Consider the following 21493-nt stretch of genomic DNA (forward strand, 5'->3'; position numbering starts at 1 on the left):
TCCGCAGCGCGTGGCAAGAACAAAGGCGAGATAATAAAAAATGGCTTCGGACAGACAGAATCTTCAGGATGCCTTCCTGAATCACGTTCGCAAAACCAAGGTTCCGGTTACAATCTTTCTGATCAACGGGGTCAAACTGCAGGGTGTGATCACCTGGTTCGATAACTTCTGCGTGCTGCTGCGCCGCGACGGACAGTCGCAGCTGGTCTACAAACACGCGATCTCGACCATCATGCCGGCCCAGCCGATCAGTCTCTATGAGGGTGAAGACTCCAATTGATGGAGCATGACAGGAAGCAGACCCGCGCCTGGGTCCTGCATCCGGAAATCAAATCAGACAGCGGGCGCCGCGAGGCTGCTCCCGCGCTTGAGGAGGCCGTTGCGCTGGCAGCGGCCTTGCCCGATCTTGATGTGATCGGATCAAACGTGGTGCGCCTGCCCAAGGCGCATCCAGGAATGCTGTTCGGCTCCGGCAAGATCGAAGAGCTGGCAGGTATCCTGAAGGCGAATGAAATTGAACTGGTCCTGATCGACGGGCCGGTTTCCCCCGTGCAGCAGCGCAACCTGGAGAAGGCCTGGAAGGTCAAGATTCTCGACCGGACCGGGCTGATCCTGGAGATCTTCTCCGACCGTGCAGCGACGCGTGAAGGCGTGCTGCAAGTTGAAATGGCGGCGCTCAGCTATCAGCGGACGCGGCTGGTGCGGGCCTGGACCCACCTGGAGCGCCAGCGCGGCGGCCTGGGGTTTGTCGGCGGACCCGGCGAAACCCAGATCGAGGCTGACCGGCGTGCCATCGACGACCAGCTGGTGCGGCTGCGCCGGCAGCTCGACAAGGTGGTGAAGACCCGGACGCTGCACCGCGCCTCGCGCGCCAAGGTGCCCTATCCGATCGTGGCGCTGGTGGGCTACACCAACGCTGGCAAGTCGACGCTGTTCAACCGGCTGACGGGCGCTGAGGTGATGGCCAAGGACATGCTCTTTGCCACCCTGGACCCGACCATGCGCCGGGTGCAGATCCCCGATGGGCCGGAAGTGATCCTGTCCGACACCGTGGGCTTCATCTCGGACCTGCCGACAGAGCTGGTCGCCGCTTTCCGCGCCACGCTGGAAGAGGTGCTGGCGGCGGATGTGATCCTGCATGTGCGTGACATCAGCCACGACCAAAGCGAAGAGCAGGCAGAGGATGTGGAGGCGATCCTGACGTCGCTGGGCGTGGATGAAAACCGCGCCCGGATCGAGGTCTGGAACAAGCTGGACCAGCTGTCTGAGGAAGAAGCCGAAGCCCGCCGCCAGCGTGCGGCGCGCGAGGAAGGCATCCATGCAATCTCAGCCCTGACGGGCGAAGGTCTGGACGGCCTGCTGGCCGACATTGCGGAGAAGTTGCAGGGCGTGCGGCACGAGGAATTGCTGCAGCTTACCTTCGCGCAGGGCAAGCAGCGGGCCTGGCTGTTCAAGGAAGATCTGGTGCAGCGCGAGGAGCAAACCGAGACCGGGTTTGACATCACCGTGCTGTGGACCGACCGGCAGAAGGCCAAGTTCGAAAGGCTGTGAAGCTTGCACCATTCAGAAAGAAAAACGGGCGCCGCAGCGCCCGTTTTTTATTGCCCCGTTATTATTGGCGGGGGGTGATCCGGGTGATGCCGACAGCCGCGGCGCGGGCCAGTTCTTCGTCCAGCGACATCGGGATGTACTCGCCCCGGCGCCACAGCTGGGCCATGTCGTCATAGTAACGCGACAGCGGATGGCCGGACTGGCCGGTGGCGGTGATGAAGACGGAACTGTCCGGATCGGCAAAGTCATAGACACCGCGGTAGCCGGCAGCGTGGATGTTCTGGAACGGGTCGGGATCCTTGCCGGAGCTTTTACCGCGCTGCAGCGTGTTGTCGCCGCCGCTGGTGGACTGGCGGATGTTCACGAAATAACGCAGCAGCGGCACGTCGCCCAGCACCGCATGGTCCTGCACCGCCTGATGCGCATCCCCCCAGCGCAGCGATTCCAGCGCATCGCCATAACGCTCCTCGATCCAGATCAGCGCATCATCCAGTGCGAGGCGGGCCATGTCGGTGCAGGTCTCCTCCGGCGCGCTCTGGCGCACGTCGCACCAGGCGGCAGCACCGTCGACGTTGCGGAAGACGCGCTCGATGAACAGCGGCTCCACATGGCGGTAGGATTTGGCGACCGGTCCCAGCTCATCGGTGATCAGACGGGCCTGCAGCGCGCGCAGCCAGGCGGCGTAGATCAGCGGCTCCGGCAGATGCTCGTTCATCTCGCCGTTCCACTCCGACAGCAGGGTCAGGGCGATCTGGCGCTGGCGTTCGCGGGTGCCGGCCGGGGCGGCCTCGCCGGTGAACCACAGGTTTGCGCCGATCAGCGGCAGCAGGGTGCGCGCGGTGTAGGACACGGTGTCCAGCTGCGCCTCGATAAAGCTGTCGCGGGTATGCACCTCGCGGTTCTGCATCAGCTTTTCCCAGCGGTGGATGCGCTGGGTATCACCCCAGTCAAAGGAGACATGTTTGGGGAAGGGGCGGTCGAGGATCTTGTTGTTGGTGTTGCCCAGGATGCCGCCGGCAGGGGCAACAAACTCCGGGTTTTCCGCGTAAGGCGCCTGGCCCTGCCAGCGGTTCTCCGGGCGCCAGCCCTGGCTGGGCATCCGCCCTTTGCTTTGGTGGTCTGCGTGGCGCAGCGGGAAGGCGCCAACGGTTTTCAACGCGACTGTGTCCTTGTCCGCCAGCGTCAGGTTCTGCGCCGGGGCAACAAAATCTTCGCCTGCGATGATCGCCTCCTGCACAGAGGCGCTGCGCATCAGACCGATGGTCGCGCTCATCGAGGTGTCCCTGGGGCTGAGCACAGTCCAGCCGAGCGACACCACGTGGCCGGGCGGAGTGATTTCCGCCAGGTTGAACATGGAACCGGGCAGCACCGGGCCGTTGTCGGTCCAGCGCAGGGTCAGAGTGACGGGGGCCTCGTCCTTGATCTTGATGATTGAGGGGCGGGTGACGAATTTCTTGTAGCCGTCAATGCTCAGATATTCCTGCGGATTTTCGGGGTTCAGTTTTTCGATGAACAGGTCCTGATCGTCCATGTAGGAGGAGGTGACCCCCCAGCCCAAGGCGTCGGAGCGGCCGGTGATCACCGCCGGAATGCCGGGGATGGTGCCGCCGATCACACCGCCGGTGCCAAGCTCCAGCCGCGCCAGATACCAAACACCCGGAGCGCTGAGGCCGAGGTGCGGATCGTTTGCCAATAGCGTTCCGCCCGCTGCCGAGCGGCTGGGCGCGGCGGCCCAGGCGTTGGAGGCGCCAGCGAGGCCGCGCGGGGCAACCGGGAACAGAAGACTATCATCCCCTGAGGGCTGCGAAGCCGCAAATTGCCGGGCGCCCGGTACCAATTCGGCGTATTCGGGCAGGGCGGTCACGCCTTTGCCGGGGGCGTCTGGCAGGATGTCCCGGATTCTGTCCGCATCATTCAGCGCCAGCGAGGTGCGGGCGCGCAGGATCTCTTCCCGCATGTGGCCCGAAAGCTGCAGCGCCATCAGCTTCATGATCGCAATGCTGTCGGCAGGCTGCCAGGGGGCTAGCGGCATCTGAAACAGGAACATTTCCGGCGCGCCGCGGCCCAATGCGTCCTCGTTGATTTCCAGCAGCCGGGCGTTCACACCGTCGGCATAGGACTTGAGCGCTGCCAGCGCCTCAGGCGACTGCACCTCCACCGACTGCCGCGCCAGATTGTAGAGATCGAGGCGGCGCAGGTAGGTGTCGGTCTCCACCGTGCGGGTGCCGAAGATTTCCGACAGGCGTCCCTGTGCCGTGCGCCGCATCACTGCCATCTGCCACAGACGGTCCTGCGCGTGGGCATAGCCTAGGCCGAAATAGACATCTTCATCGCTGGCACCGAAGCTGCCGAAGATATGCGGGACATTGGCGTTGTCGCGCACGATTTCGACAGGCGAGGAGAGGCCGGGCAGGGCCAGCTCCTTGTTGTATTCGGGCAGCGACTGCGAAGCCAGGTAATAGACCAGCGCGGCGGCCAGAACGCTCAGCAGAATCAGGCCCGCAGCAAGGCGCAGCAGCCAGCGGAAAAGTTGTCCCATCAGCGGTTGTTTTCCCTTGGGTTTTTGTCATTTCCAGCCGCATGGCAGATTGCGCCCCGCGGCGGCGGTGTTAGGGTTGGCGCCAACATATGCGAAGACAGATCAGGGGAAAAGCAGATGGCAAAAATCGCGTTTCTGGGGCTTGGCGTCATGGGCTATCCGATGGCGGGGCACCTGCAGGCCGCGGGCCATGAGGTCACCGTCTACAACCGCACCGAGGCCAAGGCCAAGGCCTGGGCCAAGGAGCATGGCGGCCACTTTGCGGCGACCCCGCGGGCAGCGGCCTCAGGCGCAGAGTTCGTAATGGCCTGTGTCGGCAATGACGACGACCTGCGCTCGGTCTGCCTGGGCGCGGACGGGGCCTTTGCCGGCATGGCCAAGGGCACGGTCTTTGCCGATCACACCACGGTGTCGGCCAAGGTCACGCGCGAATTGTACGGCGCTGCGGCGGAGCAGGGGATTGCCTTTGTCGATGCGCCGATTTCCGGCGGCCAGGCAGGGGCGGAAAATGGCGTGCTGTCCGTCATGTGCGGCGGTGACGAAGACGCCTATGCCCGCGCAGAGCCGGTGATGAACACCTATGCCAAGATCTGCCGCCGCATAGGCGACAGCAGTGCCGGGCAGATGACCAAGATGTGCAACCAGATAGCCATTGCGGGCCTGGTGCAGGGCCTGAGCGAGGCGCTGCATTTTGCAGAAAAATCCGGCCTGGACGGGCGCGCCGTGGTTGAAGTGATCAGCCAGGGCGCCGCGGGCAGCTGGCAGATGGTGAACCGGCATGAAACCATGCTGGACGATCAATTCGACCATGGTTTTGCGGTGGACTGGATGCGCAAGGACCTGGGCATCTGCATGGATGAGGCAAACCGCAATGGCGCCAGCCTGCCGGTGACGGCGCTGGTGGATCAGTACTATAAGGACGTGCAGAAGATGGGCGGCGGGCGCTGGGACACCTCGTCGCTGTTCAAGCGGCTGCGCAAGCTGGACGGCTGACATGAATGTGGCCTTTCCAATTGGAAAGGCCATGCCTCCGGCGAGGATATTTCAAGCCAGAAGAAAAGGCGGGTTCTGCCGCCTGTTTCCGCTTAGGGAATGATACGGGTGTATTTGGTGCCTTCCAGGGTGGCACCCACACGCAGGCCCGCCTGGGCAAAGACCACGGCCAGCACCGGCGAGGTCAGCGTATTGGTATCGGCCCGCAAAGACTCGCCTTCGTTCATGATGACAAACTCGGCATCGGCGCCAGCTGCCCAGCCCTGCGAGCGGCGGAAGCCGGACAGCGCGTCCTGGGTCATGAAAAACAGCACGTGGGCATATTGCTGGGCGCCGATTTGAATGCCGGCATTGCCCTTGTAGGTGGCGTAGTAGTCGACGGTCACATCATTGATCCGCAGCGCACCGCGGCCGTAGGCGCCGCCAAAGACAAAGCCCGCCTCAGTCACCAGCGGCATCACCAGCATGCCGGAAGCCTTGTCCGCCAGGGTGCGGGTATTGGGGTACTGGTTGTACATGTGGTTCAGCGTGGCATCGACACGGGCGTCGATGGTGGCTGCGTTTGTGTTGCCGACGCCGTTGCCGCAGGCGGCAGTCACGCCTGCGCCGGCCAAAGCGGTCAGGGCAAAACCGCGGCGGGTCATGCGGGTAGAGGAATTATCGCTCATTTTTCAGGTGCCTGTAATGAATTGCTCCAAGGCCGGTTTGGTCCGGCTCTGGGCAGGGTTATACGCGGAAAACCGCTGCCTGTCATCCGCTGCAAAGGCAGATATTGGCGGCTTCCCGCTGAAGTGATCATCACGGCCTGGCTTGGCGGCTCAGCCGTTCAGCAGACGCGCCGCGGCGGGAGCGAAGTAAGTGAGGATGCCGTTGCAGCCGGCGCGCTTGAAGGCCATCAGGCTTTCCATCATCACCTTTTCGCCATCCACCCAGCCGTTTTGCGCCGCGGCCTGGATCATCGCGTATTCACCGGAGACCTGATAGGCGTAGGTCGGCACGCCAAAGGCCGATTTCACCCGCTGGCAGATGTCCAGATAGGCGATACCGGGTTTGACCATAACCATATCGGCGCCTTCCATCAGGTCGCGTTCGATCAGCCGCAGCGCCTCGTCGCTGTTGGCCGGGTCCATCTGATAGGTCTTCTTGTCGCCCTTCAGCGCGCCGGAAGCGCCGACCGCATCGCGGAACGGCCCATAGTAGGCTGAGGCGTATTTGGCAGAATAGGACAGGATCGCCACATTGTGGTGTCCGGCTTGCTCCAATCCGGTGCGCATGGCGCCGATGCGGCCGTCCATCATGTCCGAGGGGCCGATGATGTCGGCGCCGGCATCGGCCTGGGCCAGGGTCATCTTGACCAGCGCCTCGACGGTGGCGTCGTTGACGATTTCGCCATCCACCACATAACCGTCGTGGCCGTTGATATTGTAAGGATCGAGCGCCACGTCGGTCATCACCGCGATCTCCGGCGCCGCATCCTTAATGGCGCGGATGGCGCGGTTGGTCAGGTTGTCCGGGTTCCAGGCCTCGGCGCAGTCCTCGGTCTTGAGCGAGGCATCGGTGTAGGGGAACAGACAGATGGCGGGAATACCCAGTGCCTGGGCCTCCACCGCCGCCTCGGCAATCCTGTCGACCGAACGGCGCATCACGCCCGGCATTGAGGCAACCGGCTCCTCCTGGCCTTCGCCGTCGCGGACAAACACCGGCCAGATGAAATCAGACGGGGTCAGGGTGTTTTCCTGCACCAGGTTGCGGATCGCCTGGCTGGCACGGGTGCGGCGCAGGCGGGCGGCGGGAAAGGGCGCGACGGTGGGCTTCATGGCGGTCTCTCGTTTTGGCTGGCCCATGGGTGGCATGGAAGCCGCCCCGGGAACAAGAGGCACATTCGCCGCGCCGGGAAACTTGTGCGCCCTGCGGGCTTGCCTGCGGGCGCTTCCCGGTTGATATAGGGCCGGTTACAAGAAAAGGCCCCAAGGGCCGGCAGCGGCAGACGGGGGCTTGAGTGGATCTTCTCGAAATTATCTATGAGATGATTGACCTGCGGTCTTTCTCCAACCTGTGGTACTGGATTTCGCTGGCTGTCCTGTGGTCCTCTGCCAGCCATTGGATTCTGGGCGTTCCTTACGACATGGTCTACCGGGCGCGCCGCCGCGGCGGCCAGGCGGAGCGGGACCTGGAGGATATCACCCGGGTCAACGTGAACCGGATGCTCTATATCGCTGAGGTCTCGGGGCCGTGGATTGTGGCGCTGGCCTGTTTCGTGCTGTCGGCACTGGCGACGCTTGGGTTTGTGTATCTGATGGAGATCGCCCAGGCGGTGTTCCTGCTGGCCTTTCCGATGTCGGTTGTGGGGCTGATCAGCTTTTTCACCGCCCGCCGGATCGCGCGGGAGCAGGCCGCGGGGGAGGATCTGCGCAGGCGGCTGGCGTTTTGCCGTCTCTACATTCAGTTTGTCGGAACGGTCTCCATTCTGGTCACGGCGTTCTGGGGGATGTACCAGAACCTGGCAATCGGAGCCCTGTAAGACCCGGGGCCGTCCCGGAGGAAGTCCCGGAAAGGAAACCGTATGGCACAGCGTGCAATCACCATGGGCGGCGCGCCCGAAGGGTTTGACGCCCGGCTGATCCTGAAGGAAGTGCAGAAATCCGGGGCACCGGTGATGCATGTGGCCCGCGATGACAAGCGGATGGAGGCGATGCGCGCGGCATTGGCCTTCTTTGCGCCGGATATGCCGGTATTTGTGTTTCCGGGCTGGGATTGCCTGCCCTATGACCGGGTGTCGCCCAATGCGGACATCTCTGCGGCGCGGATGGCCGCGCTGGCCGCGCTGGTGCACCAGATGCCCAAGCAGTTCGTGCTGCTGACCACGCTCAATGCCGCCAGCCAGCGGGTGCCCGCGCGGGAGGTGCTGCGCGAGGCGGCCTTTACCGCCCGGGTCGATCAGCGGGTGGATGAAGACGCGCTGCGCACCTTTCTGGTCCGTATGGGGTTTTCCCAAAGTCCCACGGTGATGGAGCCGGGCGACTATGCCATTCGCGGTGGTATCATCGACATTTTCCCGCCGGGCGAAAGCGGCCCGGTGCGGCTGGACCTGTTCGGCGATGTGCTGGATGGCGCCCGCCGGTTCGACCCGGCCACCCAGCGTACCACCGAAAAGCTGGAGGTGGTGGAGCTTGCACCGGTTTCCGAGGTGATCCTGGACGAGGCGGCGATCACCCGGTTCCGCCAGAACTACCGGATTGAGTTTGGCGCGGCTGGCACTGATGATCCGCTCTATGAGGCCGTCAGTGCAGGGCGAAAGCACCAGGGGATCGAACACTGGCTGCCGTTCTTTCATGAGAAGCTGGAAACGCTGTTCGACTACCTGCCGCAGGCGACTGTCACGCTGGACGATCAGATGACGCCCGCGCGGCTAGCGCGCTGGGACAGCATCGAGGACCAGTACGGCACCCGCAAACACGCCTTGGAGCAAAAAGGGCGGATCGACACAGTCTATAAACCGACACCGCCGGGCTTGCTGTATCTGGATGATGCGGCATGGGAGGCGGCAGTTTCGGACATGCGGGTGGTGCAGTTCCATCCGCTTCCGCAGGCGTCCGGGCCTGGTGTGGCGGATGCCGGCGGGCGTATCGGACGCAATTTTGCGCCGGAGCGGCAACAGGAAAACATAAGCCTTTTCGGTGCCTTGGCGGCGCACATTAAGGCCCGGATGCAAGAGGGGCCGGTCCTCATCGCCTCATACTCTGAAGGCGCGCGGGAACGTTTGACCGGGCTGATCGAGGATGAGGGATTGGCTGAAGCGATTCCGGTGATGGATGGCACCCGCATCGGCAAATCCGGCCTGCATCTGGCGGTTTGGGCACTGGAGCACGGATTCGAAGCCCCGGACATGACAGTGATCGCGGAACAGGATGTGCTGGGCGACCGGCTGATCCGGGCGCCGAAGAAACGCCGCAAGGCAGAGAACTTCCTGACCGAAACCCAATCGCTGACTCCCGGCGATCTGGTGGTGCACGTAGACCACGGAATTGGCCGCTTCAAGGGGCTGGAAGTGGTGACTGCAGCGGGCGCGGCGCATGAATGCATCCTGCTGGAATACGCCGAACAGGCGAAGCTGTACCTGCCGGTCGAAAACATCGAGCTTCTGTCCAAATACGGACACGACGAAGGGCTGCTGGACCGGCTCGGCGGCGGCGCCTGGCAGGCGAAGAAAGCCAAGCTGAAGGAACGCATCCGTGAGATGGCGGACAAGCTGATCCGCATTGCCGCCGAACGCGCCCTGCGCAAGGCACCGGTGATGGATCCGCCGCCGCACGCGTGGGAGGAGTTCTCGGCCCGCTTCCCCTATCAGGAGACCGACGACCAGCTGCGCGCCATCGAGGATGTGATGGAGGACCTGCACTCCGGCCAGCCGATGGACCGGCTGATCTGCGGCGACGTCGGCTTTGGCAAGACAGAGGTGGCGATGCGCGCGGCCTTTGTTGCTGCGATGTCGGGCCTGCAGGTTGCGGTGGTTGCGCCGACTACGCTGCTGGCGCGCCAGCATGCCGCGTCTTTTGCCGAACGGTTCCGCGGTTTCCCTTTGCAGGTCAGGCAGTTGTCGCGCTTTGTTAGCACCAAGGAAGCGGGCCAGACCCGCGAAGGGCTGGCCAAGGGCACCGTCGACATCGTGGTCGGCACCCACGCGGTGCTGGCCAAGAACATCAAGTTCCAGAACCTCGGCCTGTTGATCATTGACGAGGAACAACACTTTGGCGTGGCCCATAAGGAGCGGCTGAAGCAGCTGCGCAGCGACATCCATGTGCTGACGCTGACGGCAACCCCGATCCCGCGGACCTTGCAGCTTTCCCTGACCGGGGTACGCGACCTGTCGATCATCGGCACGCCCCCGGTGGACCGTCTGGCAATCCGCACCTACGTCAGCGAATTCGATACCGTTACGATCCGCGAGGCGCTGCTGCGAGAGCATTACCGCGGCGGGCAGAGCTTCTATGTGGTGCCGCGCATCACTGATCTGCCAGATGTCGAGGCGTTCCTGAAGGCGCAGCTGCCGGAGCTGACTTACGTGGTGGCGCACGGGCAGATGGCGGCGGGGGAACTCGACGACCGGATGAACGCCTTCTACGACGGCAAATACGATGTGCTGCTGGCCACCACGATCGTCGAAAGCGGCTTGGATATCCCGACCGCCAACACCATGGTGGTGCACCGGGCTGACATGTTCGGCCTGTCGCAGCTATACCAGATCCGCGGCCGCGTCGGGCGCTCCAAGACCCGCGCCTATGCCTATCTCACCACCAAACCGCGCCAGCGGTTGACCCCGGCGGCAGAGAAGCGGCTGCGGGTACTCGGATCGCTCGACACGCTGGGCGCAGGCTTCACCCTCGCCTCGCAAGACCTTGATATTCGGGGCGCAGGCAATCTGCTGGGGGAGGAGCAGTCGGGCCAGATGCGTGACGTTGGCTATGAACTGTACCAGTCGATGCTGGAGGAGGCGATTGCCAAGATCAAGGCGGGCGAGATGGAGGGCTTGTCGGACGCCGACGAGCAATGGGCGCCGCAGATCAATCTGGGCGTTCCGGTGCTGATCCCCGAGGACTATGTGCCGGATCTGGATGTGCGCCTGGGCCTTTACCGCCGCCTGTCGTCACTGTCGACCAAGGTAGAGCTGGAGGGCTTTGCCGCGGAATTGATCGACCGTTTCGGAAAGCTGCCCAAGGAAGTGAACACGCTGATGCTGGTGGTGCGGATCAAGGCGATGTGCAAACGCGCAGGCATCGCCAAGATGGACGGCGGGCCGAAGGGCGCGACAATTCAGTTCCACAACGACAAATTCGCCTCGCCGCAGGGGCTGGTGGAGTTCATCCAGGGTCAGAACGGCCTGGCCAAGGTGAAGGACAACAAGATCGTCGTGCGCCGCGACTGGAAAAAAGATGCCGACAAGATCAAGGGCGCCTTTGCTATCGCACGCGACCTGGCGGAAAAGGTCGTGGCCGAGAAAAAGAAGGCGAAGGCTTGAGTTTAAGCGCCAAGGAAATTCGAATTTCCTTGGCAAATTTCTTCGCAAGAAATTTGCTCAGCCGCAGCAGGGGGTGGGCGTCATAGCTGCCTGAGCACAGAAACAGGAGGCGCCCACGGCCTGGTCAGCCCGCGCCAGCGCCAGGTCCAGCTGCTGTTTAATGTGCCTGATTTCAACGCTTTCGCCGCGGGCCTTCAGGCAATCATGCAGCCCCTTCAGGCTCCAGATATTGCCAGGATGCACAGAGGCGCGAGACAAGGTATCGTCCAGCCCAAGGTCCGCGCGATAGACGGCCTCGGCTTCCTCAGCGTGGCCCTGTTCGAACAGCAGCGCCCCCAGCGCGTGGCGGGTGGGCTGCATCCAGCCCCAGGGTTCGTCATAGGGCAGGTTGTCGTCCAGCTCCGCCGAGCGGCGCAAATGGGCAAAGGCCGCGTCATAGTTCTGCTTTCGGTATTCAATTTCCCCGCGCAGCATTTCTGATGCGATTTCAAGCAAATCACTGACTTTGTTATTATGCAGCCGTCGGCTGCCCGGCACCCGGGACTTGGCTGCCAGAAACAATTGCTCCTCCGCCTCGGCCTGTGCCACCCGGCCCGTCGCGGCATAGGCGATGGCACGCGCGTAATGGGTGTTGGCTGTCAAGGTGCAGTAAAGGTCCTGATCTTCCGGCAGCTCCAGCGCCATCGCCTCCTCCCAGCGCCCGAAGCGGACCAGGATATGCGGGTGCATCGCCAGGTAGCTTTCAAAGAAATCCGCAATGGGCGGGCTTTCGACCAGCAGCATTTCCGGCGGGGTGGTGTCCAGAATCCCCTGATTGGCCGCCAGCGCCGGTTCCAGCTGGCCCAGGAACATCGCGCCGTAAACAACGAAATGGTAGTTGTGCTGGCGGTAGCCGGTGTAGATGTTGAACGCGCCTTCGCGTTCATAGAATTTCAGGTCCGCCTCGGTCGCTTTCTGGTTCCAGTAAACCACACTGCGGTAGTCGCCGCACAGCACGTCGATATGGGTCGGCATATGCACCAGGTGACCCGCGTCCGGAACCAGTGTGCGCAGGGCATCGGCGGCCTTCAGCGCCTTTTCGGGCGTCGGAGACATCTCCATCAGATGCACGTAGAGATGCAGCAGGCCGGGGTGCTTCATGGCGCTAGGGTCGTTTTCCATTGCCCATTCCAGCACCTCCTGTGCTTCCAGCGTAGCAGCACCTTCGGCGGGCAAACCGGTTTTCAGATCCCACATCTTCCAGGGGGTCAGGTTCAGCAGGCTCTCTGCATAGACCGTGCGCAGGTCCGGATGATCCGGGCAGGCAGCAAAGGCCGCGCGCATCGCCTCGGCAAAGTCATAGTCCCAGGCGTGCATGTCCTCACCTGGCTCGCGCTGCGGGTATCGTGTTTGGATGGCGCGGATCAGCTGTTGTTCGGCCTCTGTACAGCCTTCTATGCAGGCCAGGGCGGATTGCGCCGCGTCAAAGGCTTCGGCCAGCGCTTCGGCCCGGCTTTTGGCGTCGCGCAGATCCCAGGGCAGGTTGTAATTCGGACCGGCCGCATAGGCAGCACCCCAATGGGCCATGGCGCAGTCCGGGTCGTGTTCCAGCGCGCGGCGAAAGCAGGCGATGGCTTCTTCGTGGTTGTAGCCATAGGTCCAGACAAGTCCGCGGTCGAACCACAGCTGCGCCTCAGGTGAAGACGTTGTGACCGGGCAAGAATAGCTGCCGAGATCGTAATCATAGCCCATGAAGAACCTCCCCCGTTTCAGGGGAAGGTTATGCAGGGGGCGTTATCTGGGCAAGGCTGTTATTCAGCGGGAAGCCGCGCCTCAGCCTTGGCCATCTGCAGCATCAGCAGGAACGCGATACAGGCCATGATCAGCAGTCCTGCCGCCAGCGGCACCAGCGAGCCGTCAAACAGCAGCCCGACAGGTGCTGCAACGGCGGCAGCCAGAACCGTCGAGATCGCCCCGATCACTGAGGCCGCCATGCCGGCGATATGGCCCATCGGCTCCATCGCCATGGCATTGAGGTTGCCGACCGTGGTGCCCACCATGAAGAAAACGCTGGCCTGCCAGGCCACAAACAGGCCGAACATCCACGGGTCCGGCAGGCTCCAGCCGCTGATCAGCAGCATCGCGCCAGTGATCAGGATCTGGGCGGCCAGCGAAACGGTGACAATGCGGCGCATACCGATCCGGACCACGATAGCCGCGTTCAGCAGGCTGGCGGTGCCGGAAATCACTGCGACCAGCCCGAACCACAAGGGAAAGCTGTCCGCGCGGCCAAAGATGATGTCGTAAACCGGCTGCACCATGGTCAGCATGGTGAACAGCATGCCCAGGCAGAGCGTCTGCACCATGATCGACAGGCGCACCGTCGGGTGAGTGAGCATCTCCTTGACCGCGGCCATCAGCAGCGGCGCGCGAAAGGCTCGGCGGTCGTTTACGGCCAGCGTCTCCGGCAGGCGGAGGCTGGTCCACAGCACAATGATCGCTGCAAACAGGGCAAACAGCAGGAAGATGGCACGCCAGCCGGACAGGGCGATAATGCCGGCCCCCATCAAGGGGGCAATGGCCGGAACAATCATGAAGATCATCATTGCAATCGACATCAGCCGGGCCATTTCGCGACCGGAATAAAGGTCGCGGACAACGGCAACGCCCACAATTCGCGGGCCGGCAGCACCGATCCCCATTAGCACGCGGGAGATCAGCAGAACCTCCAGCGAGGGCGACAGCCAGGCGGTCAGCGCGGCGAGGACATAAAGGGCGCAGCCCGCAGCCACGACCGGCTTACGGCCAAAGGCGTCCGACAGCGGACCGGTAAAGAAAGTGCCAAGCCCCATGCCCAGCACAAAGGACGTCAGCACCAGCTGCGCCCGGTTTATGTTGTCCGGGCTGAGCGTCTGGCCAATTTCCGGCAGGGCAGGCAGCATGGCGTCGATCGACAGCGCAATGGTGGCAAACATCATCGCAATCAGAGCGATGAACTCAGCCTTGGCCATGCCATGGGCCGGGTTGTGAGCCTGGGATTGGGACATCTGAAACCTCTAACAGCTCTTCAGATGGATCCGGGGAATGAGGCCGGTCTGGGAGCTGTTCGGTTCCGCTACCACAATCCTTCCTGCCGTGCTAGCGCCCGGCTGCACAGGTTGCTGTGCATAGTTGCGATGCTAAGTAATTTCCGCCCGCCTATTCGGCCTCTGCGGCCTTCAACTGCTGCAGGATGTCTTCAATCACCTGTTTCCACAGTTCCGGCGGCTGAGCGCCTGGCACTGCGTGCTGGTTGGCAACGATGAAGGTCGGGACCGAACTCACGCCCATTTTGCGGGAATGGGCGTCGCGGTCGCGGATGGCTTGCACATCGCTGTCGCCTTCCAGCAGGCGGGCGGCGACGTCCGCTTCCATGCCTGCCTCTTGCGCGACCTGCGCCAGAACTGCGTGGTTGCCGATATCCTTGGCGTCGACGAAATAGGCCTTGAACAGCCCATCAACGACCTGTGTCTGCTTGCCCTCAACCCCGGCCCAATGGATCAGCCGGTGCGCGTCCAGCGTGTTCGGGGTGCGCTGCATGGCTTCGAAATTGATCGTCAGCCCGGCCTTCTCGGCGTGCTCCACCACTGGGGCATAGGCCTTTACCGCACCCTCCTTGCCGCCGAACTTGCGCTCCAGGTATTCGCGCCGGTCCATGCCCTCACGCGGCATGTCGGGGTTCAGCTGGAAGGGGTGCCATTCGATGACAAACGGATGGTCCGGCACCTCGGCCAGCGCTTTGTCCAAATGGGTCTTGCCGATATAGCACCAGGGGCAGATCGGGTCGGACAGGATGTCGAGCTTGACGGCGGGCATTTGGGTCATCCTTTGAACAGGGCGGGCAGGGCGCGGCGCAGCAGTTTCCCGTTGGCGCCAGTGGGCAGCGCGTCCAGGTGAACATATGCGCGGGGCTGCTTGTAGCGAGCCAGGCGTTCGGATGCAAAGGCCTGCAGGTCTTCGGTCTTCAACTCTTCGGGACCGGTATAGAAGGCGGCAATGATATAAGTGTCTTCCTTCACTTCAACCGCAGCAGCGCCGGCCTGGGTGATGCCGGGATGGGCGGCCAAGGCGGTCTCAACCTCAATCGGCGACACCCGGTAGCCGCCGGCATTCATCATGTCGTCGCTGCGTCCCAGATAGCGGATCTGGCCGTCCGCAGACATTGCCCCCTGATCGCCTGTCAGGAACCAGTCACCCTGATAGCGGGCCGCAGTTTCCTCCGGTGCACCCAGGTAGCCCAGCATCAGGCCGGGGTCAGACCGGTGGATGGCGATGGTCCCTTCCTCACCCATCAGCACCGGGCCATCAACGCCGAGAATGGCAACCTTTCGGCCCGGCTGCGGCTGCCCCAAGGCGCCGTCCTGCGCCGGGCGCGCGGGCGAGGAAGAGATGAAGGTCGAGCACTCCGACATCCCGAAAGCCTCATAGAGGCCGCAGCCGGTGGCAGCTTCCCAGGCTTCGTGAAGATGGCGTGACAGCTTTTCACCAGCGCAAAGCCCGTGCCGCAGATCCGGCAGGTCCAGCGCATTGCCGCTCAGGAACTTGCGGTAGACGCCAGGGGCCGCGGCAAAAATCGTGGCGCGGTGTTCCTTCAGCAAGTCAGGCAGGTCCTCCAGCGGCGTGCCGGGGGCCGGGATCAGCGCGGTGGCGCCTGCCGCCCAAGGGTCCATCAGCCCGGTGCCCAGGGTGTAGGTCCAGTTGAAGGCGCCGGCATGCAGAAGCCGGTCATGCTCTGTCAGCCCGTACCAGCCGTCCACCATCATCTGCCGCGCCCAGACCGCCTGGTGGGCGTGCGCCACCGCACGCGGATTTCCGCTGGTGCCGGAAGTGTAGACCACATAAGCCAGCCGCTTAGGATCGCCCATGGCGTATTCGCACGGCGGCAATCCGTGCATGTCCAGCAGCGCCTCGGTGCTGATCTGTTTCGGGTGACTCGCGCAAGCCACAGCCGGGTCGCGCAGCACCGCCGCCGGATCGAGGTCTGAAATCATCCGCGCGGTTTCCGCCTCTGTCAGCTGCGATGAGGTCGGCACCGGAATCAGCCCGGCGGCAATGGCGCCCAGATAGGCAACCGGAAACTCCACCGTATTCCCCAGCCGCATCAGCACGATGTCACCCGGAACCAGGCCAGCGCGCAGCATCCCGGTGCCGGTGCCGCGCACGGCGGCCTCCAGCCGGGCATAGCTCCAATCATCAGGAGCATCACCGTCAAGTACCGACAACGCGGTCTTGCCCGCCAGCCGCGCGGCATGGCGCAGCACATGGGCGGCAAGGTTGAAGGGCGAAGGGCAGGGCGCAAACGGCCCCTGATCAAAAACCGACAGCATGGCAAAGGGCTAGCCCGCGCTGTGCTGCGTTGCAAGCTTCGCAGGTGCGGCTTATAGAGTTGTTATGAAAAGCCGCGATCCGAAATCCCTGATCACCATCGCCCGCGCGAACGGCGGCGACGATCAAGCAGAACCACTGGACCTGGGCGCCCGCGTGCGCGAGCTGCGCAAGGCGCGCGACTGGACGCTGGAGCATGCGGCCAATCAGGCCGGGCTGGCGCGTTCTACCCTGTCCAAGATCGAAAACGGCCAGATGTCACCGACTTACGAGGCGTTGAAGAAGCTGGCAGAGGGCTTGGAAATCTCCATTCCGCAGCTGTTCACGCCGCCGCAGCGGGACCAGGTGAACGGCCGGATGACGGTGACCAAATCCGGTGACGGCTCCGCCCATGCGACCGCGACATATGAGCACGAGCTGCTGGCCGACGGGCTGACGCGCAAGCAGATGCTGCCGTACCGCGCGCGGGTGCGGGCACGGTCAATGGAAGAGTTTGATGGCTGGGTGCGCCACGACGGCGAGGAGTTCCTCTATGTGCTGACCGGCGTGGTCAAGCTCTATACGGAATTTTATGAGCCGGTGGAGATGCGCCGCGGCGACAGTGCCTACTACGACGCAGCAATGGGCCACAATGTCATTTCCGTCAGTCCTGAGGACGCGACGATCCTCTGGGTGACGTCACTGGCCTGAGTTTGAAACCGGCAGAGGAGTTAGTGCGGGCGGCCGTCCAGCTCTCTCAGCAGGCTTTCGATATACAGGAAATCGTCCACCTCTTCCTTGGCTTCATTCATGGTGAGGTGATGCGTTCGCGCCAAATAGGCAACGAATCTGTCCCGGTCATCCAGTATTGACGGCGCGTTGCTGGCTTTCAGATGCGGAAAGCGCTGTTTGATGCGGGGCATCCTGTCAATCCAGCTGGCAGCTGCTGCTTGTACAGGCATTTGGGGGCACTCCCTGACAAACGGTTGTTTATGGTTCGCAGACCCTCATGGTAACACTTTTCGTGTCATTTTGTAACTTTCGCCCCAGGGTGCTGACCTGGGGCGGCTCATGTGAGCGGATTTTTGCTGATCTCTAGCTTTTCGCGAAGAGCCGCGGCAGCACCAGATGGCCGATGCCAACCGCAATCAGTTGCATCAGAATGAACATCGGTATGTGGCCGGGATAGATGCCGGCAAAGGTGTCGCTGAAGCCGCGGGCGATGGTCACCGCCGGGTTGGCAAAGCTGGTCGAGGAGGTGAACCAATAGGCGCCGGTAATGTAGAGGCCAACCAGCGCAGGCACCGCCTCGGGGCGGGAACGCAGCCCGCCGAAAATCACGAACAAGAGGCCGAAGGTGGCCAGGATTTCGGAAAACCATTGTGCGGTACCGGTCCGGTGCATGGTGGCGGAGCTTTGCAGAATTGCAAGATCGAACATCACGTGGCAGGCCCAAACGCCGAGGATGCCGCCGCCGATCTGCACTATGACATAGGGGGCGACAGCGCTCCAGGAATGCTCGCCGCGCAGGGCAAAGGCCAGCGTCACCGCCGGGTTAAAATGGGCGCCGGAAACGGGTCCAAGCGTGGTGATGATGGCATAAAGCATGCAGCCCGTGGCGATGGCATTGGCCAAGAGTGCCAGGGCCACATTCCCATCCGCCAGCGTCTCTGCCATGATGCCGGAGCCGACGACGCCGATCAGCAGCATGGCGGTGCCCAGACCCTCGGCCAGCAGTTTCTGTGCGGTCATACGATCTCTCCGATCCGCTTGAGCTGTTCGGAAAGCTCCGCTGGCTTCATGTCTTCAAACGGCAGTTCCAGCAGGGCCTTGGCACGCTTCTCCAGCGTGATGTAGGCAGTGCGGAATGCCTTGTCCCACTCCGGCTGATCTGCCGCTGCCGGGTCTTCAACCCCCCAATGGGCGCGCACGGGGGCACCGGGCCAGATCGGGCAGGTCTCGCCAGCGGCAGACGCGCAGACTGTGATCACGATGTCCATTTCCGGCGCATCCGCTTCGGCGAACTCGTCCCAGCTCTTGGAGCGGGCACCGGAAACGTCGTGGCCGAGCTCATTCAGCAGCACCAGCGACTGCGGATGCACCTTGCCGGTGGGATTGGATCCCGCCGAATAGGCGCGGGTTCGGCCAGCGCCCAGCGTGTTGAAAATCGACTCCAGTAGAATGGAGCGCGCGGAATTGCCGGTGCAAAGGACCAGAATGTTCATGTTATATGTCCGTGCTTTTGTTCAGTCGGGGGAGTTCAGGCGGCCGATATCGTCAACCTGATGCTGAAGCGACATGCGGTCGAGTGTTTCAAAGGGCAGCGCCGCAAAGGCTCTGATCCTGTTTCTGAGCAGCCCATAGGCCTGCTGGAAGGCAAGGCGGCGTTCGGCATCGGTGCCCTCTGTCTTGACCGGATCGGCTAGGCCCCAATGTGCGCTCATCGGCTGGCCGGGCCAGGCCGGGCATTCCTCATTGGCGGCGTGGTCGCAGACGGTGAAGATGAAATCCATCTGCGGCGCGTCCGGGCCGGAAAATTCATCCAGGTCCTTCGATCGCAGGCTGCTGGTGTCAATCTCCTTGGCCTGCAGCAGGGCAATCACCTCGGGTCGGGGGCCCGGCGATGGCCGCGTTCCGGCAGAGAAGGCGCGGAACCTGCCGCCGCCCTCGGAGTTCAGAATAGCCTCGGCCAGCAGGGAGCGGGCAGAGTTGCCGGTGCAGATGAACAGCACATTAAACGGGCGTTCAGTTGTCGGCATGGTTTCCACTTCACTGGTGACAGGGGTACAGATATCGGGCCGGTTCTGGCAGCAGCCGGTCAAAAGGCCGTCGAACATGCCGCGCAGGCCCGGCAGGTCGGCGGCATACATCAGCGAGGTGCCGTTGCGCTGCTGGGTGATGAGGCCGGCCTGCTTAAGAACAGACAGGTAAGCTGAGGCAGTGTTTGCCTTGAACTCCAGCGCCTGCGCAATTTCACCCGCCGGCACGCCGTCCGGATAGCGCCGCATCAGCAGCCGGAACAGGGCCAGCCGGTTCGGATGGGCCAGGGCGGCGAGTTTATCTGACAGCTCTATTTCCATATTTCGCGAAATACGGAAATAGATAGCGGCTGTCAACAGGCTTGGTGGTGTGCGCAGAACCGCTTTGCACGGTCAGTCCGCCTGATACCACCAGACGTCCGGCATGAACCCGGTTCGGTCGCCGTAAATCGGCAGCCTGTCCGGGAACCGCATCTCCTTGATGTGGGCGATGCGCCCTGTATCAAAGCTCCAGAATGGAATGACATAGCGCCCGGCGGTCAGCACCCGGTCCAGCGCCCGCACCGCTGCGGTGAAATCCTCAGGCTCGGTTGCGGTCAGCATGGCGTCAATCATCGCCTCGGCTGCCGGGCTGTCCATGCCCATCAGGTTGCGGCTGCCGGGCTGATCCACGCCGTCGCTGCCCCAGTAATAGCGCTGCTCGTTGCCGGGGCTCAGCGACAGTTCCCGGCGGAACCGGGTGAGGTCGAAGTCATAGGCGTTTTCCCGTTCGGCGTATTGCGCATTGTCTACGGTCTCGGCGGTCAGGCTGATACCCAGCCGCTCCAGTGCGCGGGCGTAGATTTCTGTGACCGTCTTCATTTCGCCATCGCCCTGGCGGATCAGCACACTGAGCTCCAGCGCGGTGCCCGCCGCATTGCGCAGCACGCCATCAGTGACGGTCCAGCCGGCCTCTTCCAGCAGTTTCATCGCCTTGCGCAGGTTACCGCGGTTGCGCTTGCTGCCGTCGCCTTGGGGCAGGGTGTAGCCCTCCAGCGTGCCCGGCAGCAGGCTGTCCTGGAATGGTTCCAAAAGCGCGCGCACTTTGTTCTCTGCCTGGCCGGGGCGCATTCCCAGAACCGAGCCGGAGAAATAGGAGGTGATGCGCTGCTGGGCACCGCCCGTCACGGTGCCATTGATGTATTCGAAATTGAACGCCAGCAGCAGCGCCTCGCGCACGCGCCAGTCACCCAGCGGGGCCCGGCGGGTGTTCATCACCAGCCCGGTCATGCCGGAGGGGCGCTGATGCGGGATCTCGCTTTTGACCACATCGCCGCGGGTGATCGCCGGGAAACTGTAGGCGCTTTCCCATTTGTCGGCATTGAACTCGCGCAATGCGCTCAATTCGCCCGCCTTGAAGGCCTCGAACAGAACGGTTTCATCCCCGAAGAAGTCGATCCGCAGCTCGTCGAAATTCTGGGTTCCGCGCTGCAGGGGCAGGTCCGCGCCCCAATAGTCCGGGTTGCGGCGCAGGGTGACAAAGCGGCCGGGCTCATAGGTGCTGACCACATAAGGACCGGTGCCGATGGGCGCGCCCTCAATTGTATCGCTGGCAAAGTCCTTTCCGTCCCACTGCGCCTTCTGGAGGATCGGGCGCATGCCGGCGATCAGCGCAAGCTCGCGGTCCTCAACATTGAAGGTCAGACGCAGGCTGCGTGGACCGGTCTGTTCGATTGTCTCTACCTTGGTCCGGAATCCGCGGTAACGGGGATGTCCCTTGGTACCCAAAGTCTCGTAGGACCAGATCACATCCTCGACCGTCACCGGGCTGCCGTCAGAGAATCGGGCCTCCTGCCGCAGGGTGAATTCGACCCAGGAACGGTCCTCGGGCACCTCAATCGATTCGGCCAGAAGACCGTAAAGGGTGAATGGCTCGTCCCAGGAACGGCCCATCAGACTCTCGTATCCCCAGAACCTCAGCTGCCACGGAGAGGTCCCCTTAAGGGTGAACGGATTGAGGCTGTCAAAACCTCCGGTATTGCCGAACACAACCTTGCCGCCCTTCGGCGCGTCCGGGTTCGCATAGGGTAAAGACACAAAATCCGGTGGCAGTGCGGGGTCGCCGTACATAGCTATGCCATGGGCCGATTCTGCTTGCGCATAATTCGCGGTAATTGCCAGGGTGATTCCAGCCAATGCCGCGCGAAGAGTCCGGAAATTTTCTTTTCGCTGATTCACAACAATCCCGCTCTGCCCTTATTTTCTTGCCTCCGCACGCTACGTGCGCTTTTTCGTCTTTTCAAACTTTTAGCTTGGACGGAAGCCGGAAATTGC

General features: G+C 62.9%; 18 protein-coding genes. 6 read left to right on the plus strand and 12 right to left on the minus strand.

The annotated features are described in order from the left end of the window. The first annotated feature begins 40 nt into the window (after positions 1-40). Together hfq and hflX are read left to right on the plus strand one after the other, a co-directional pair. Positions 41-280 carry an RNA chaperone Hfq gene (gene hfq, locus RA25_RS07080; protein ID WP_005611588.1) on the plus strand — a complete coding sequence of 80 codons (240 nt, stop codon included), beginning with the start codon at positions 41-43 and terminating at the stop codon, positions 278-280. Then, complete coding sequence (hflX, locus tag RA25_RS07085) at positions 280-1551, plus strand: GTPase HflX (protein ID WP_039171007.1); 1272 nt, start codon at positions 280-282, stop codon at positions 1549-1551. The genes hfq and hflX overlap by 1 nt, the downstream gene beginning before the upstream one ends. Before the next feature lie 61 nt (positions 1552-1612). Here the strand turns inward: hflX and RA25_RS07090 are convergent, their stop codons facing one another. After that, on the minus strand, positions 1613-4090 hold the full coding sequence (locus tag RA25_RS07090) for a penicillin acylase family protein (protein ID WP_039171009.1): 2478 nt from the start codon (positions 4088-4090) through the stop codon (positions 1613-1615). Between the two features lie 24 nt (positions 4091-4114). Between RA25_RS07090 and RA25_RS07095 the strand changes: the two genes are divergently transcribed. Next, entirely contained in the window at positions 4115-5083 is a 969-nt protein-coding gene (locus RA25_RS07095) for an NAD(P)-dependent oxidoreductase (protein ID WP_275041663.1), read from the plus strand. Between the two features lie 92 nt (positions 5084-5175). Here RA25_RS07095 and RA25_RS07100 read toward each other — a convergent pair whose 3' ends face one another. Together RA25_RS07100 and hemB are read right to left on the minus strand one after the other, a co-directional pair. Then, positions 5176-5751, minus strand: a complete 576-nt coding sequence (locus tag RA25_RS07100) for a lipid-binding SYLF domain-containing protein (protein WP_019296230.1) — start codon at positions 5749-5751, stop codon at positions 5176-5178. Positions 5752-5901: 150 nt separating this feature from the next. Further along, positions 5902-6900, minus strand: coding sequence for a porphobilinogen synthase (gene hemB, locus RA25_RS07105; RefSeq protein ID WP_039145827.1), 999 nt, complete (start codon positions 6898-6900; stop codon positions 5902-5904). 182 nt (positions 6901-7082) lie between these two features. Here hemB and RA25_RS07110 point away from each other — a divergent pair, with 182 nt between their 5' ends. Both RA25_RS07110 and mfd read left to right on the plus strand, forming a co-directional pair. Beyond that, positions 7083-7604, plus strand: coding sequence for a hypothetical protein (locus RA25_RS07110; RefSeq protein WP_019296232.1), 522 nt, complete (start codon positions 7083-7085; stop codon positions 7602-7604). Between the two features lie 42 nt (positions 7605-7646). After that, positions 7647-11099, plus strand: coding sequence for a transcription-repair coupling factor (gene mfd / locus RA25_RS07115; protein ID WP_039171015.1), 3453 nt, complete (start codon positions 7647-7649; stop codon positions 11097-11099). A 57-nt stretch (positions 11100-11156) separates the two neighbouring features. Here mfd and RA25_RS07120 read toward each other — a convergent pair whose 3' ends face one another. The 4 genes from RA25_RS07120 to RA25_RS07135 all read right to left on the minus strand — a co-directional run bounded on the left by RA25_RS07120 (position 11157) and on the right by RA25_RS07135 (position 16444). Continuing rightward, positions 11157-12830, minus strand: a complete 1674-nt coding sequence (locus RA25_RS07120; protein ID WP_039171018.1) for a tetratricopeptide repeat protein — start codon at positions 12828-12830, stop codon at positions 11157-11159. A gap of 59 nt (positions 12831-12889) precedes the next feature. Further along, a complete protein-coding gene (locus RA25_RS07125) occupies positions 12890-14125 on the minus strand; it encodes a multidrug effflux MFS transporter (protein ID WP_082020375.1) in 1236 nt (411 codons plus the stop codon). Between the two features lie 151 nt (positions 14126-14276). After that, a complete protein-coding gene (locus tag RA25_RS07130) occupies positions 14277-14942 on the minus strand; it encodes a DsbA family oxidoreductase (RefSeq protein WP_039171020.1) in 666 nt (221 codons plus the stop codon). Further along, positions 14939-16444 (minus strand): class I adenylate-forming enzyme family protein, encoded by a 1506-nt coding sequence (locus RA25_RS07135; RefSeq protein ID WP_039171023.1) that lies wholly within the window; start codon positions 16442-16444, stop codon positions 14939-14941. The genes RA25_RS07130 and RA25_RS07135 overlap by 4 nt, the downstream gene beginning before the upstream one ends. Positions 16445-16508: 64 nt before the next feature. Here RA25_RS07135 and RA25_RS07140 point away from each other — a divergent pair, with 64 nt between their 5' ends. Further along, positions 16509-17132 carry a helix-turn-helix domain-containing protein gene (locus RA25_RS07140; protein ID WP_039145837.1) on the plus strand — a complete coding sequence of 208 codons (624 nt, stop codon included), beginning with the start codon at positions 16509-16511 and terminating at the stop codon, positions 17130-17132. 20 nt (positions 17133-17152) lie between these two features. On the opposite strand, the gene RA25_RS07145 is transcribed toward RA25_RS07140, so the two are convergent. From RA25_RS07145 to RA25_RS07165, 5 genes are all read right to left on the minus strand, one after another. Further along, positions 17153-17344 carry a hypothetical protein gene (locus RA25_RS07145; RefSeq protein WP_443136559.1) on the minus strand — a complete coding sequence of 64 codons (192 nt, stop codon included), beginning with the start codon at positions 17342-17344 and terminating at the stop codon, positions 17153-17155. A 172-nt stretch (positions 17345-17516) separates the two neighbouring features. After that, entirely contained in the window at positions 17517-18173 is a 657-nt protein-coding gene (locus RA25_RS07150) for an aquaporin (protein WP_039145839.1), read from the minus strand. After that, positions 18170-18646, minus strand: a complete 477-nt coding sequence (locus RA25_RS07155) for an arsenate reductase ArsC (RefSeq protein ID WP_039145841.1) — start codon at positions 18644-18646, stop codon at positions 18170-18172. Before RA25_RS07155 ends, RA25_RS07150 begins: the two co-directional genes overlap by 4 nt. Before the next feature lie 21 nt (positions 18647-18667). Further along, a complete protein-coding gene (locus RA25_RS07160) occupies positions 18668-19501 on the minus strand; it encodes an arsenate reductase/protein-tyrosine-phosphatase family protein (protein ID WP_039171026.1) in 834 nt (277 codons plus the stop codon). A 72-nt stretch (positions 19502-19573) separates the two neighbouring features. Continuing rightward, the gene (locus tag RA25_RS07165; RefSeq protein ID WP_241477377.1) at positions 19574-21289 is read right to left on the minus strand and encodes an extracellular solute-binding protein; all 1716 of its coding nucleotides are present in this window, start codon (positions 21287-21289) and stop codon (positions 19574-19576) included. Between the last annotated feature and the right edge of the window lie 204 nt (positions 21290-21493).

Origin of the sequence: Leisingera sp. ANG-S5 (assembly GCF_000813925.1) — a bacterium.
Classification (GTDB): Bacteria; Pseudomonadota; Alphaproteobacteria; order Rhodobacterales; family Rhodobacteraceae; genus Leisingera.